The sequence below is a fragment of the Pseudomonas sp. HD57-3 genome, from assembly GCF_056113135.1.
The window spans coordinates 5384125-5399064 of the sequence record NZ_CM148568.1; the positions used below are offsets into that span (position 1 = coordinate 5384125).

Genomic DNA, 14940 nt, shown 5'->3' on the forward strand with positions numbered 1-14940 from the left:
TCTTGACGCTGGCCGTCAGTCCAACGGCACCAGCCATTGCGCCGACGAACGCACCAATTGCTCGGTCAACAGACCGAGCAACTGACCGCCATTGCGCCAATGATGCCAGTACAAGGGCACGTCGATCGGTTTATCTGGCAACAGTTCGCGCAGTACGCCCCGCTCCAGTTGCTCGCGCACCTGCAATTCCGGCACCAGTCCCCAGCCAAGCCCGGCTTCGGTCAGGCGGATAAAACCCTCGGACGACGGGCACAGATGATGTTCGAAACCGCCATCGACGCCGAGGGACGCGAGGTATCGATGCTGCAGAAAGTCGTCCGGGCCAAATACCAGCGCCGGGGTGCGCGGTAACTGTTCAGCCCGCACGCCCTCGGGAAAATGCCGCTCGATGAACGCCGGACTGGCCAGCGCCCGATAGCGCATCGCTCCGAGCAACACGCTGCGCGCACCTGCTACCGGACGCTCACTGGCGCACAGGCAACCGGCCACTTCACCGGCGCGCATGCGTTTGAGGCCGACGGTCTGGTCTTCGACGATCAGATCCAGCAACAGATGTTGTTCGGCGCAGAAGTCGCCCACGGCCTCGGCCCACCAGGTGGCGAGGCTGTCGGCATTCAGGGCGATGCGCAGGCGCTCCGGCAGGCCTTCTTCGTCCAGCGCCGGCACCAGCGTCTGCAAATCCCGTTCAAGCAGGCGCACCTGCTGCACATGGTTGAGCAAACGTCGGCCGATCTCGGTCGGCGACGGCGGCGTGCCACGTACCAAAACCGGCTGGCCGACCCGCGCTTCCAGCAATTTGATCCGCTGGGAGATCGCCGATTGCGAAAGGCCCAGCACCTGCGCCGCCCGCTCGAATCCGGCCTGCTCGACCACGGCGGCCAGAGCGGAAAGCAATTTGTAGTCGAACATCAGTTTTCCTAATGAGCGATCAGCACTATTGGTTTTTCTTATACAACGTCAACCGGGAGAATAGCCAGCAAGCACTCTTTATCAAGGATCACCCCCATGGCTGGCGAAACCTCGTTGACCACCCTGCTGCGCAGCATGAGCCCGCAGCTCAATGCCGGCGAATTCGTGTTCTGCACCCTGCGCGACGGCCAGTTGCCGAGCGATCTGGAAATCGTCGGCAGCTTCCGTGAACAGGAAGGCCTGACGGTGATTCTCGAACGGTCCCACGCCGAGCGCGCCGGCTTCAGCTTCGACTACGTCGCGGCCTGGATCACCTTGAACGTGCATTCGGCGCTGGAAGCCGTCGGCCTGACCGCCGCATTCGCCACCGCACTGGGCAAGGCCGGGATCAGTTGCAACGTGATTGCCGGCTATTACCACGACCATTTGTTTGTCGGTCAGGCCGACGCCGAACGCGCCATGCAAGTGCTGCGCGATCTCGCAGCCAACGCGGAGTAACCGTCATGTGGCAAAGCTATACCAACGGTTTGCTGGTGGCGTTCGGGCTGATCATGGCGATCGGCACCCAGAATGCCTTTGTCCTGGCGCAGAGCCTGCGGCGTGAACATCACCTGCCGGTCGCGGCGCTGTGCGTTGCCTGTGATGCGTTGCTGGTGGCGGCAGGAGTGTTCGGTCTGGCCACGGTGTTGGCGCAGAACCCGACGTTGCTGGCGGTTGCCCGCTGGGGCGGCGCGGTGTTTCTGATCTGGTACGGCAGCCAGGCGTTGCGCCGGGCCTTCTCGAAACAGAGTTTGCAGCAGGGTGAAAACCAGACCGTACGTTCGCTGCGGGCGGTGATGCTCAGCGCACTGGCGGTGACGTTGCTCAACCCGCACGTCTATCTCGACACCGTTCTGCTGATCGGTTCTCTCGGCGCACAGCAGTCGGTGCCCGGCGCTTATGTCGTGGGCGCGGCGAGTGCCTCGCTGCTGTGGTTTTTCACTCTGGCATTCGGCGCGGCATGGCTGGCACCGTGGCTGGCGCGGCCGAGTACGTGGCGGATTCTCGATCTGTTGGTGGCGGTGATGATGTTCACGGTGGCAGGGCAATTGATATTGGCTTCATGATTTATTCCAAACAGCTCTGGAACCTCTATCCCACACAGTTGTTGCGTGGTTAAGCCGCCCCCCCGGTGCTATGATCCGAACCCTGCGCCGCAAAGAGTAAAAACTCGCCGGTGCATTTCTGGCCGCCCGTGATCGGCCTTGCGCTCACCGCAACAGACCTGATTAGGAGAATCATCATGGCTTTCGAATTGCCGCCGCTGCCTTACGCACACGATGCCCTGCAGCCGCACATTTCCAAGGAAACCCTGGAATTCCACCACGACAAGCACCACAACACCTACGTCGTGAACCTGAACAACCTGGTGCCAGGCACCGAGTTCGAAGGCAAGACCCTGGAAGAAATCGTCAAGACTTCCTCGGGCGGCATCTTCAACAACGCCGCTCAGGTCTGGAACCACACCTTCTACTGGAACTGCCTGGCGCCAAACGCCGGCGGTCAACCAACCGGCGCACTGGCTGAAGCCATCAACGCGGCTTTCGGTTCGTTCGACAAGTTCAAGGAAGAGTTCAGCAAAACCTCGATCGGCACCTTCGGTTCCGGCTGGGGCTGGCTGGTGAAAAAGGCTGACGGTTCCCTGGCTCTGGCCAGCACCATCGGCGCCGGCAACCCGCTGACCAGCGGCGACACCCCGCTGCTGACCTGCGACGTGTGGGAACACGCTTACTACATCGACTACCGTAACCTGCGTCCTAAGTACGTCGAGGCGTTCTGGAACCTGGTCAACTGGAAGTTCGTGGCCGAGCAGTTCGAAGGCAAGACCTTCACCGCTTAAGCTGCACGCCAGACAGAAAACCCGGCCATTGCCGGGTTTTTTTCTGCCCGCAGAAATCATCATGGATAAGTCGCATCACAAACAGGGCCTTTTCCCACACGCAAAGCAGCCCTTCTCGCCTTGCTCCCAAGCCACGGCGAACTACCATCAAAAGAGGAAAAATTGTCCGACGCCCCTCAAGTTGGAGGCCAAAACTACCGACACAGTACAAATAGGGCAAATACTCCAGACAGCAGCATTTCGGCCAAGGCCACGGACAAATTTTCCGCGGCTTGATTGTCCCTTTGACTGCCAACACGGGATTGCCAATACTCATGGCAACTTGACGCTACCCGCACGGAACAAGGAATAACCCTTTGAAGCTGGAACTCAAGAACAGCTTGTCGGTGAAGTTGCTCCGGGTCGTGCTCCTGTCGGCATTGATCGTCGGCGTGGTCTTGAGCTGCGCGCAGATCGTTTTCGATGCCTATAAAACACGTCAGGCCGTCGCCGGCGATGCCGAACGCATCCTCGACATGTTCCGCGATCCCTCTACCCAGGCGGTCTACAGCCTGGACCGGGAGATGGGCATGCAGGTGATCGAAGGCCTGTTCCAGGACGACGCCGTGCGCCAGGCCTCCATCGGCCATCCCAACGAAGCGATGCTCGCGCAAAAGTCCCGTGAGCTGCAGCATTCCAACAGCCGCTGGCTGACCGACCTGATTCTTGGCCAGGAACGCACGTTTACCACCCAGCTGGTGGGACGCGGCCCCTACAGCGAATATTACGGCGACCTGAGCATCACCCTCGACACCGCCACCTACGGCCAGGGTTTCATTGTCAGCTCGGTGATCATCTTCATTTCCGGTGTGTTGCGCGCCTTGGCCATGGGTCTGGTGCTGTACCTGGTCTATCACTGGCTGTTGACCAAACCACTGTCGCGGATCATCGAACACCTCACCGAGATCAACCCGGACCGCCCCAGCGAACACAAGATTCCGCAGCTCAAGGGTCACGAAAAAAACGAACTGGGTATCTGGATCAACACCGCCAACCAGTTGCTCGAATCCATCGAGCGCAACACCCACCTGCGCCACGAGGCGGAAAACAGTCTGTTGCGCATGGCCCAGTACGACTTCCTCACCGGCCTGCCGAACCGCCAGCAATTGCAGCAGCAACTGGACAAGATCCTGGTGGATGCCGGCAAGCTGCAGCGTCGGGTTGCGGTGTTGTGTGTCGGACTGGATGACTTCAAAGGCATCAACGAACAATTCAGCTACCAGACCGGCGACCAGTTGTTGCTGGCCCTGGCTGATCGTCTACGCGCCCACAGCGGTCGCCTCGGCGCCCTCGCCCGTCTCGGCGGCGACCAGTTCGCGCTGGTGCAGGCCGATATCGAACAGCCTTACGAAGCGGCGGAACTGGCCCAAAGCATCCTCGATGACCTGGAAGCGCCGTTCGCCCTCGATCATCAGGAAATCCGCCTGCGCGCGACCATCGGCATCACCCTGTTCCCGGAGGACGGCGACAGCACCGAGAAGCTGTTGCAGAAAGCCGAGCAGACCATGACCCTGGCCAAGACCCGCTCGCGCAACCGTTATCAGTTCTACATCGCCAGCGTCGACAGCGAGATGCGCCGCCGTCGCGAACTGGAAAAAGACCTGCGCGATGCCTTGCTGCGCGATCAGTTCTACCTCGTCTATCAGCCGCAGATCAGCTACCGCGATCACCGTGTAGTCGGGGTCGAAGCATTGATCCGCTGGCAACATCCGGAACACGGTCTGGTGCCGCCGGACCTGTTCATCCCGTTGGCCGAGCAGAACGGCACCATCATCGCCATCGGCGAATGGGTGCTGGATCAGGCCTGCAAGCAACTGCGCGACTGGCACGATCAGGGCTTCGTCGACCTGCGCATGGCGGTCAACCTGTCCACCGTGCAACTGCACCACGCCGAACTGCCGCGGGTGGTCAACAACCTGTTGCAGATGTACCGCCTGCCGCCGCGCAGCCTGGAGCTGGAAGTCACCGAAACCGGCCTGATGGAAGACATCAGCACCGCCGCCCAGCACCTGCTGAGCCTGCGCCGCTCCGGCGCACTGATCGCCATCGACGACTTCGGCACCGGCTATTCGTCGCTGAGTTATCTCAAGAGTCTGCCGCTGGACAAGATCAAGATCGACAAGAGCTTCGTCCAGGACCTGCTGGATGACGACGATGACGCGACCATCGTTCGCGCCATCATTCAACTGGGCAAGAGCCTGGGCATGCAGGTGATCGCCGAGGGCGTGGAAACCGCCGAACAGGAAACCTACATCATCTCCGAAGGCTGCCACGAAGGTCAGGGCTACCACTACAGCAAACCGCTGCCGGCGCGCGAGCTGAGCGTTTATCTCAAGCAGGCCCAGCGCAGCAACGCGGCCATCCTCTGAAATCTCCCTGCGAAGCCCGGCAAACCCTTGATCCGCCGGGCGTGGTCTACGCTGTTGATCCAGCGCAACCCCCGCGCAAATAGGAAATATTTCCAGCTACAACCCTTTACACATAATGCGAAAGATTTGCATTATGTCGCAGCTTTTGCGCACCCCCGCGCCTGTCCACTCAATTACCGAAGCAGGATGTTCGCCATGATTCGTATGCCTCTGGCTACCGCCAGTCTGCTGGCCATCGCTATTTCCCTCGCCGGTTGCGGCGAAGGTAAAGACAAAGAAAAGGCCGCCGCTCCTGCGCCGACTCCGGCTGCGAGCACTGCACCGGCTGCGCCTGCTGCTGCCGGTAAAGTCGACGAGGCCGCCGGCAAAGCCGTTGTCTCGCACTACGCCGACATGGTCTTCGCCGTTTACAGCGATGCCGAATCCACCGCGAAAACCCTGCAAACCGCCGTCGACGCTTTCCTCGCCAAGCCGAACGCCGACACCCTGAAAGCCGCCAAGGCTGCCTGGGTTGCCGCCCGCGTTCCTTACCTGCAGAGCGAAGTGTTCCGCTTCGGCAACACCATCATCGACGACTGGGAAGGTCAGGTGAACGCCTGGCCTCTGGACGAAGGCCTGATCGACTACGTCGACAAGTCCTACGAACACGCACTGGGCAACCCGGGCGCCACTGCCAACATCATCGCCAACACCGAAGTACAGGTCGGCGAAGACAAGGTCGACGTCAAGGACATCACCCCGGAAAAACTCGCCAGCCTGAACGAGCTCGGCGGTTCCGAAGCCAACGTTGCCACCGGCTACCACGCCATCGAATTCCTGCTCTGGGGCCAGGACCTGAACGGCACCGGCCCTGGCGCCGGCAACCGTCCACCGTCGGACTACCTGGAAGGCAAAGGCGCCACCGGCGGTCACAACGACCGTCGTCGTGCCTACCTGAAAGCCGTGACCCAGCTGCTGGTCAGCGACCTGGAAGAAATGGTCGGCAACTGGAAGCCGAACGTGGCGGACAACTACCGCGCCACCCTGGAAGCCGAACCGGCTGAAAGCGGCCTGCGCAAAATGCTGTTCGGCATGGGCAGCCTGTCCCTGGGCGAGCTGGCCGGCGAGCGCATGAAGGTGTCCCTGGAAGCGAACTCACCGGAAGACGAACAGGATTGCTTCAGCGACAACACCCACAACTCGCACTTCTACGATGCCAAGGGCATTCGTAACGTTTACCTGGGCGAGTACACCCGTGTCGACGGCACCAAAATGACCGGCGCCAGCCTGTCGTCGCTGGTGGCCAAGGTTGATCCGGCTGCCGACACCGCACTGAAAGCCGATCTGGCCGCCACCGAAGCCAAGATCCAGGTCATGGTCGATCACGCCAACAAGGGTGAGCACTACGACCAGTTGATCGCGGCCGGCAACACCGCCGGCAACCAGATCGTCCGTGACGCCATCGCTTCGCTGGTCAAGCAGACCGGTTCGATCGAAGCCGCTGCCGGCAAACTGGGCATCAGCGACCTGAACCCGGACAACGCCGATCACGAGTTCTGATCACAGCGTCCGCGTTAATAAAGGCGACCTTCGGGTCGCCTTTTTCGTTCTGGCTGACCTGACGTGCATCAAGCAAACGATAATTCCTCTTATTCAAACCCCCTCGCCCTGTTAGACTTTGCGCCTTTAAATTCGCCCCTCTTGCAGGATGTCTGATGCCCTCGCTGCCTCTTCGCTTGTCCGCACTGTTTCTGGCCCTGGGCCTGAGTGCCTGCGATGACGCCCCGCGTTTCACCAAGGCCGAGCCGGGTGAGGCCCGTTCCGGCGGTGCGGCGACCGTGCGCAAGAGCGATCAGAACGCGTTTTCCCTGCCGTCGGCCAACCTGCCGCCTTCGCGGCGGGTGGACTTCAGCGTCGGCAACAGCTTCTTTCGCAGCCCGTGGGTGATCGCGCCGTCGACCACCACCGCTCGCGATGGTCTCGGCCCACTGTTCAACACCAACGCCTGCCAGAACTGCCACATCAAGGACGGTCGCGGCCATCCGCCGACGCCGGATGCGGCCAACGCGGTTTCAATGCTGGTGCGTCTGTCGATTCCCGATGCGCCGGCCTATGCCAAAGTCATCGAACAGGTGGGCGTGGTGCCCGAGCCGGTCTACGGTGGCCAGTTCCAGGACATGGCCGTCCCAGGCGTCGCGCCGGAAGGCAAGGTGCGGGTCGATTACACGCCAGTACCGGTCCGCTTCAAGGACGGCACCGAGGTCGAACTGCGCAAACCGGTCCTGCAGATCACCCAGCTCGGCTACGGCCCGATGCACCCGGACACACGTTTCTCGGCCCGCGTTGCGCCGCCGATGATCGGCCTGGGCCTGCTCGAAGCGATCCCCGAGGAAGCGATCCTCGCCAACGCCACTGCGCAAGCCAAAGAGAACAACGGCATCAACGGCCGGCCAAACCGGGTCTGGGACGATGAGCTGCAAAAGACAGTGATGGGACGATTTGGCTGGAAAGCCGGCCAGCCGAACCTCAATCAACAAAATGTTCACGCGTTTTCTGGTGATATGGGCCTCACCACCAGCCTGAGACCGTTTGATGACTGCACCGATGCGCAAACCGCCTGCAAACAGGCGCCGAACGGCAATGGCCCGGACGGCGAACCGGAAGTCAGCGACAACATCCTGCGCCTGGTGCTGTTCTACAGCCGCAACCTCGCCGTTCCCGCCCGCCGTGGAGTCAATGATCCGCAGGTGCTGGCCGGCAAGAATCTGTTTTTCCAGGCTGGCTGCCAGTCCTGCCACACACCGAAATACACCACCGCCGCCAACGCGGCCGAACCTGAACTGGCCAATCAAGTGATTCGCCCGTACAGCGATCTGCTGCTGCATGACATGGGCGAAGGCCTGGCGGACAACCGCACCGAATTCCAGGCCTCCGGCCGCGACTGGCGCACCCCGCCGCTGTGGGGCATCGGCCTGACGCAGGCGGTCAGCGGCCACACCCAGTTTCTGCATGACGGCCGCGCCCGCAACCTGCTCGAAGCCGTGCTCTGGCATGGCGGCGAAGCGAAGGCGGCGCAGCAACAGGTTTTGTCTTTCAACGCCGAGCAGCGTGCCGCGCTGCTGGCGTTCTTGAACTCACTTTAAACACTTAAAAGAATCGGGAGCCCGACATGTTCCGTCCCAAGCTGTTGTTCACCAGCCTTGCCGCACTGGCCCTCGGCGCGTGCTCGCCGCAGGATCCGCAAGCCGTCACTTCGGCGGCCATCGCCAAATCGGTGATCCTGCCGACCTACACCCGCTGGGTCGAAGCCGACAAGCAACTGGCTGTCAGCGCCCTCGCCTACTGCCAGGGCAAAGAGTCGCTGGACACCGCCCGTGCCGACTTCCTGCACGCGCAGAAAGCCTGGGCCGAGCTGCAACCACTGCTGATCGGCCCGCTGGCCGAAGGTAATCGCTCGTGGCAGGTGCAGTTCTGGCCGGACAAGAAAAACCTGGTCGGCCGTCAGGTCGAGCAACTGGTCACCGCGCAGCCGCAGATCGACGCCGCCGCACTGGCCAAGTCCAGCGTTGTGGTGCAAGGCCTGTCCGCTTACGAGTACATCCTGTTCGACGCCAAGCCTGACGTGGCCAACGACGCGCAGAAAGCCAAATACTGCCCACTGCTGGTGGCCATCGGCGAGCGTCAGAAACAACTGGCCGAAGAGATTCTCAGCAGCTGGAACAACACCGACGGCATGCTCGCGCAGATGAGCAAGTTCCCGAACCAGCGCTACGCCGACTCCCACGAAGCGATCGCCGATCTGCTGCGCGTACAGGTCACCGCCCTCGACACCCTGAAGAAAAAACTCGGCACGCCGATGGGTCGTCAGAGCAAGGGCGTACCTCAGCCGTTCCAGGCTGACGCATGGCGCAGCCAGTCGTCCATGGAGTCGCTGGAAGCCAGCCTCGCAGCGGCCAAAACCGTCTGGGAAGGCGTCGACAACAAAGGTCTGCGCGGCTTGTTACCGGCTGAGCAAAAACCGCTGGCGGACAAGATCGATGCAGCCTACGCGGCGTCGCTCAAACTGTTCGGCAGCACTCAGCGCTCGCTGACTGAAATGCTCAACGATGACGCCGGTCGCCAGCAGCTCAACGACATCTACGACAGCCTCAACGTCGTCCACCGCCTGCACGAAGGCGAGCTGGCCAAGGCGCTGGGCATCCAACTGGGCTTCAACGCCAACGACGGTGACTGATGAGGGCACGTGCCATGCTGCGACGCCAGGCTCTGACTTTAGGTAGTTTGCTGCTGGGAGCAGTGACACTGGGCGGCTGGACGCTGTTCAAACGCAAGGATCAAAGCCCACTGCTGCTGTCGGCGCGGGACGACACCGACGGCAAGCATTACGCCGTCGGTTATCGGCTGGACGGCACTCAGGTGTTCGCCACGGAAGTCGGCCAGCGCTGCCACGACATCATCAATCACCCGACGCTGCCGATCGCGCTGTTCGTTGCCCGCCGGCCGGGCACCGAGAGCTACCTGATCGACTTGCGCAACGGTGCATTGCTGCAAACCGTGACGTCGCAGCCGAACCGGCATTTCTACGGCCACGCGGTGATCCATCACAGTGGCGACTATCTGTACGCCACCGAAAACGACACCACCGATCCGGGCCGTGGCTTGCTCGGGGTGTACAAATTCGAAGGCGAACGGCTGGTGCACAGCGGCGAGATTTCCACCCACGGTCTCGGCCCGCATCAGGTGTCGTGGATGCCCGACGGTGAAACCCTGGTGGTGGCCAACGGTGGGATCCGCACCGAGGCCGAAAGCCGGGTCGACATGAACCTCGATGCCATGGAACCGAGCCTGGTGCTGATGCAACGCGACGGCACCCTGCTGAGCAAGGAAACCCTCGCCCAGCAGATGAACAGCGTGCGCCACCTGGGAATCGCCAGCGACGGCACCATCGTCGCCGGCCAGCAATTCATGGGGCCTTCCCATGAGCGCTCGGAGCTGCTGGCGATCAAACGTCCCGGCCAGCCATTCGTGGCGTTCCCGGTGCCGGAGCATCAGTTGCAGTCGATGGGTCATTACACCGCCAGTGTCGCCGTGCACAGCGACCTGCGTCTGGTGGCACTGACCGCACCCCGCGGCAACCGCTTCTTCATCTGGGATCTGGACAGCGGCGAAGTGCGCCTCGACGCACCATTACCCGACTGCGCCGGCGTCGGTGCGGTGAAGGACGGTTTTGTCGTGACCTCCGGTCAGGGACGTTGCCGCTACTACGATTGCCGCCAGGACGATCTGCTGGCCAAACCGCTGGATTTGCCCGCAGGGCTCTGGGACAACCATCTTCATCTGATGGCCTGAAATTCGCCGCCGACCGTTCGGTCGGCGGCCCCGCTTTTCTCCACCTTCTTCCCTTACACCCGGTAAAAACTGGCAGTTGGAATCCCTGCCGGACTCGGGGTAATGTGCCCGCCTGTCTCGCCTGATTTTCTCCAAGGAACTGGAAATATGCTGCGTCGCCGCATGCTGATCATGTTGGGTGTTGTACTGCTGATCGTTCTGCTTCTCGCCGGTTACAAGGCCTTCTCGATCTATACGATGATCCAGGGCTTTTCCAAGCCGAAGCCGCCGATCAGCGTCGCCGTGGCCACGGCCGTCGAGCGCCCGTGGCAGATGCGTCTGCCCACCGTCGGCACGCTGAAGGCGCTGCAAGGCGTCGACCTGAGTCTGGAGAACGCCGGCACCGTCACCGAGCTGAAATTCGAATCGGGGCAGAAGGTCAAGGCCGGCCAGCCCTTGCTGCAACTGGACAGCGCCGTCGAAGCCGCCTTTCTCGAAACCGCCAAGGCCGATCTCGGCCTCGCACAGCTGGATTACGGTCGCGGCAGCCAGCTCGTCGGCAGCAGCGCCATCTCCAAAGGCGAGTTCGACCGGCTCTCGGCGCAGCTGCAAAAGAACAAGGCCACGGTCAATCAACTCAATGCGGCGCTGGCGAAAAAACGCATCGTCGCGCCCTTCAGCGGCACCATCGGCATCCGCCTCGTGGACATCGGCGACTACCTCGCCAGCGGCACCAAGATCGCCACCCTGCAGGATCTGAGCAGCCTCTACGCCGACTTCTACGTGCCCGAACAGTCGGTGCCGAAACTGGCCATCGGTCAGCCGGTACAGATCACGGTCGCGGCGTACCCCGGCCAGAGCTTCACCGGCGCCATTACCGCGATCAACCCGATCGTCGAAAGCACCACCCGTAACATTCTGGTGCGCGCCACGCTGGCCAACCCCGACGGCAAGTTGCTGCCGGGCATGTTCACCAGTATCGAGGTGCTGCTGCCGGATCCGCAGAAACACATCGTGGTCCCGGAAAGCGCGATCACCTACACCCTCTACGGCAACTCGACGTACGTGGTCACCCAGAAGAAAGCCGAAGACGGCTCCGTCGAAAAGGACGACAAGGGCCAGCCTGTGCTGATCGCCGAGCGTCGGTTCGTCGAGACCGGCGAACGCCGCGATGGCCAGGTGATGATCAACAAGGGCGTGCAGAGCGGCGAACAGGTGGTGACGGCCGGCCAGATCAAACTGGACAACGGCGCCCACATTGCCATCAGCGACGACAAGACCCTCGGCGAGCAGAACAGTCCGCCCCGCGCCGACTGATCAAGGAAACCCCATGGCTTTTACCGATCCGTTCATCCGCCGCCCGGTGCTTGCCACCGTGGTCAGCCTGCTGATTGTGCTGCTGGGCTTCCAGGCCTGGAGCAAACTGCCGCTGCGCCAGTATCCGCAAATGGAAAACGCCCTGATCACGGTGACCACCGCGTACCCCGGGGCCAACGCCGAAACCATCCAGGGCTACATCACCCAGCCGATGCAACAGAGCCTGGCCAGCGCCGAGGGCATCGACTACATGACCTCGGTCAGTCGCCAGAACTTCTCGGTGATTTCGATCTACGCGCGCATCGGCTCCAACAGCGACCGCTTGTTCACCGAGCTGCTGGCCAAGGCCAACGAGGTGAAGAACAAGCTGCCTCAGGACGCTGAAGACCCGGTGCTGAGCAAGGAGGCCGCCGACGCCTCGGCGCTGATGTACATCAGCTTCTTCAGCAAGGAGCTGAACAACCCGCAGATCACCGACTATCTGTCACGGGTAATCCAGCCGAAACTGGCGACCCTGCCGGGCATGGCCGAGGCTGAGATTCTCGGCAACCAGGTGTTCGCCATGCGCCTGTGGATCGACCCGGTGAAACTCGCCGGCTTCGGCCTCAGCGCCAGCGACGTGACCAACGCGGTGCGCCAGTACAACTTCCTCTCCGCCGCCGGCGAAGTGAAAGGCGAGTACGTGGTCACCAGCATCAACGCCAACACCGAACTGAAGTCCGCCGAAGCCTTCGGCAAGATCCCGCTCAAGGTCAGCGGTGACAGCCGGGTACTGCTCAGCGATGTGGCACGGGTCGAGATGGGTGCGGAAAACTACAACTCGATCAGTTCGTTCGGCGGCACGCCCTCGGTGTACATCGGGATCAAGGCCACACCCGGCGCCAACCCGCTGGAAGTGATCAAGGAAGTGCGCAAGATCATGCCGGAGCTGGAAGCCCAGTTGCCGCCCAACCTCAAGAGCGAGATCGCCTACGACGCCACGCTGTTCATCCAGGCCTCCATCGACGAAGTGGTGAAAACCCTGTTCGAAGCGGTGCTGATCGTGATCGTGGTGGTGTTCCTGTTCCTCGGTGCCCTGCGTTCAGTAGTGATTCCGGTGGTGACCATTCCGCTGTCGATGATCGGCGTGATGTTCTTCATGCAGATGATGGGCTACTCGATCAACCTGCTGACCCTGCTGGCAATGGTGCTGGCCATCGGGCTGGTGGTGGACGACGCAATTGTGGTGGTGGAAAACATCCACCGTCACATCGAGGAAGGCAAGACACCACTGGAGGCCGCGCTCGAAGGCGCCCGCGAAATCGCCATGCCGGTGGTGTCGATGACCATCACCCTGGCGGCAGTGTACGCACCGATCGGTTTTCTCACCGGGCTGACGGGGGCACTGTTCAAGGAGTTTGCGTTGACCCTGGCCGGGGCGGTGGTGATCTCCGGCGTCGTCGCCCTGACCCTGTCGCCGATGATGTGCGCCGTGTTGTTGCGTCATGACGAAAACCCCAGCGGTTTGGCCCATCGCCTCGACCGGATTTTCGACAGCCTCAAGCGTCGCTATCAGAGCATGCTGCACGGCACGCTCAATACCCGGCCGGTGGTGCTGGTGTTTGCGGTGATCGTGCTGTGCCTGATTCCGGTGCTGCTCAAGTTCACCAAGTCGGAACTGGCACCGGACGAAGACCAGGGCATCATTTTCATGATGGCCAACGCCCCGCAGCCGACCAACCTCGATTACCTGAACACCTACACCGACGAGTTCATCAAGATCTTCAAGGAGTTCCCGGAGTACTACTCTTCGTTCCAGATCAACGGCTACAACGGCGTGCAGTCCGGCATTGGCGGTTTCCTGCTCAAGCCGTGGAACGAGCGCAGCCGCACGCAAATGGAAATCCTCCCCGAGGTACAGGGCAGACTCGAGGGCATTCCGGGCCTGCAGATCTTCGGCTTCAACCTGCCGTCCCTGCCAGGCACCGGTGAAGGCCTGCCGTTCGAGTTCGTGATCAACACCGCCAACGACTACGAGCTGTTGCTGCAAGTGGCCGACCGGATCAAGAAGCGCGCCATGGAGTCGGGCAAGTTCGCCTTCGTCGACCTCGACCTGGCTTTCGACAAACCCGAAGTGGTGGTCGACATCGACCGCGCCAAGGCTGCGCAGATGGGCGTGTCGATGCAGGATCTGGGCGGCACCCTCGCCACCCTGCTGGGCGAAGCCGAGATCAACCGGTTCACTATCGAAGGCCGCAGCTACAAGGTCATCGCCCAGGTCGAACGGGCCTACCGCGACAACCCGGACTGGCTGAACAATTACTACGTGAAAAACACCCAGGGCGAACTGCTGCCGCTGTCGACCCTGATCACCGTGACCGACCGCGCACGACCGCGACAGCTCAACCAGTTCCAGCAACTCAACGCGGCCAAGCTGTCCGGGTTCCCGCTGGTGAGCATGGGCGAAGCCATCGACAGCGTGTTGCAGATTGCCCGGGAAGAAGCTCCGGCCGGGTTCGCCTTCGATTACGGCGGCGCCTCCCGCCAGTTCGTTCAGGAAGGCAGCGCGCTGTGGGTAACTTTTGCCTTGGCCCTGGCGATCATTTTCCTGGTGCTGGCGGCGCAGTTCGAGAGCTTCCGCGATCCACTGGTGATTCTGGTGACCGTGCCGTTGTCGATCTGCGGAGCGCTGATTCCGCTGTTCCTCGGCTGGTCGAGCATGAACATCTACACCCAGGTCGGGCTGGTGACATTGATCGGGCTGATCAGCAAGCACGGGATTCTGATCGTCGAGTTCGCCAACCAGTTACGCAAGGAGAAGGGCCTGACACCCCGTGAGGCGGTGGAGGAAGCGGCAGCGATTCGCCTGCGCCCGGTGTTGATGACCACCGCGGCGATGGTTTTCGGCATGGTGCCGCTGATCGTGGCGACCGGCGCCGGGGCGGTCAGCCGTTTCGACATCGGGACGGTGATTGCCACCGGGATGTCGATCGGGACATTGTTTACGCTGTTTGTCCTGCCGTGCGTTTACACCCTGCTGGCGAAACCCGATCCCAAGACATGACGCAGTAAAAAAGCCATAAAAGCCATGACGCAATAAAAAAGGCCTCGCATCAGCGAGGCCTTCGGCTCTTGTAGAAA

General features: G+C 61.7%; 11 protein-coding genes. 10 read left to right on the forward strand and 1 reads right to left on the reverse strand.

Annotation, left to right across the window (positions count from 1 at the left end):
• Positions 1–15 precede the first annotated feature (15 nt).
• On the reverse strand, positions 16–909 hold the full coding sequence (locus AC0R79_RS24350; protein WP_127799657.1) for a LysR family transcriptional regulator ArgP: 894 nt from the start codon (positions 907–909) through the stop codon (positions 16–18).
• Between the two features lie 96 nt (positions 910–1005).
• Between AC0R79_RS24350 and AC0R79_RS24355 the strand changes: the two genes are divergently transcribed.
• The 10 genes from AC0R79_RS24355 to AC0R79_RS24400 all read left to right on the forward strand — a co-directional run bounded on the left by AC0R79_RS24355 (position 1006) and on the right by AC0R79_RS24400 (position 14863).
• Positions 1006–1407, forward strand: coding sequence for an ACT domain-containing protein (locus AC0R79_RS24355; protein WP_127799659.1), 402 nt, complete (start codon positions 1006–1008; stop codon positions 1405–1407).
• A 5-nt stretch (positions 1408–1412) separates the two neighbouring features.
• A complete protein-coding gene (locus AC0R79_RS24360) occupies positions 1413–2015 on the forward strand; it encodes a LysE/ArgO family amino acid transporter (protein WP_007953256.1) in 603 nt (200 codons plus the stop codon).
• A gap of 176 nt (positions 2016–2191) precedes the next feature.
• The gene (locus AC0R79_RS24365; RefSeq protein ID WP_003227660.1) at positions 2192–2788 is read left to right on the forward strand and encodes a superoxide dismutase; all 597 of its coding nucleotides are present in this window, start codon (positions 2192–2194) and stop codon (positions 2786–2788) included.
• Between the two features lie 356 nt (positions 2789–3144).
• A complete protein-coding gene (locus AC0R79_RS24370; protein ID WP_007953246.1) occupies positions 3145–5196 on the forward strand; it encodes a putative bifunctional diguanylate cyclase/phosphodiesterase in 2052 nt (683 codons plus the stop codon).
• Positions 5197–5391: 195 nt separating this feature from the next.
• A complete protein-coding gene (locus AC0R79_RS24375; protein ID WP_474731946.1) occupies positions 5392–6735 on the forward strand; it encodes an imelysin family protein in 1344 nt (447 codons plus the stop codon).
• Positions 6736–6890: 155 nt separating this feature from the next.
• Positions 6891–8318 (forward strand): di-heme oxidoreductase family protein, encoded by a 1428-nt coding sequence (locus AC0R79_RS24380; RefSeq protein ID WP_474731947.1) that lies wholly within the window; start codon positions 6891–6893, stop codon positions 8316–8318.
• A gap of 26 nt (positions 8319–8344) precedes the next feature.
• On the forward strand, positions 8345–9409 hold the full coding sequence (locus tag AC0R79_RS24385; RefSeq protein ID WP_007953243.1) for an imelysin family protein: 1065 nt from the start codon (positions 8345–8347) through the stop codon (positions 9407–9409).
• 14 nt (positions 9410–9423) lie between these two features.
• A complete protein-coding gene (locus AC0R79_RS24390; protein WP_007953242.1) occupies positions 9424–10524 on the forward strand; it encodes a DUF1513 domain-containing protein in 1101 nt (366 codons plus the stop codon).
• A gap of 147 nt (positions 10525–10671) precedes the next feature.
• Positions 10672–11820: an efflux RND transporter periplasmic adaptor subunit gene (locus AC0R79_RS24395; protein ID WP_127799667.1), complete on the forward strand. Its 1149-nt coding sequence runs from the start codon at positions 10672–10674 to the stop codon at positions 11818–11820.
• A gap of 13 nt (positions 11821–11833) precedes the next feature.
• Positions 11834–14863: a multidrug efflux RND transporter permease subunit gene (locus AC0R79_RS24400; RefSeq protein WP_474731950.1), complete on the forward strand. Its 3030-nt coding sequence runs from the start codon at positions 11834–11836 to the stop codon at positions 14861–14863.
• The last annotated feature ends 77 nt before the right edge of the window (positions 14864–14940 follow it).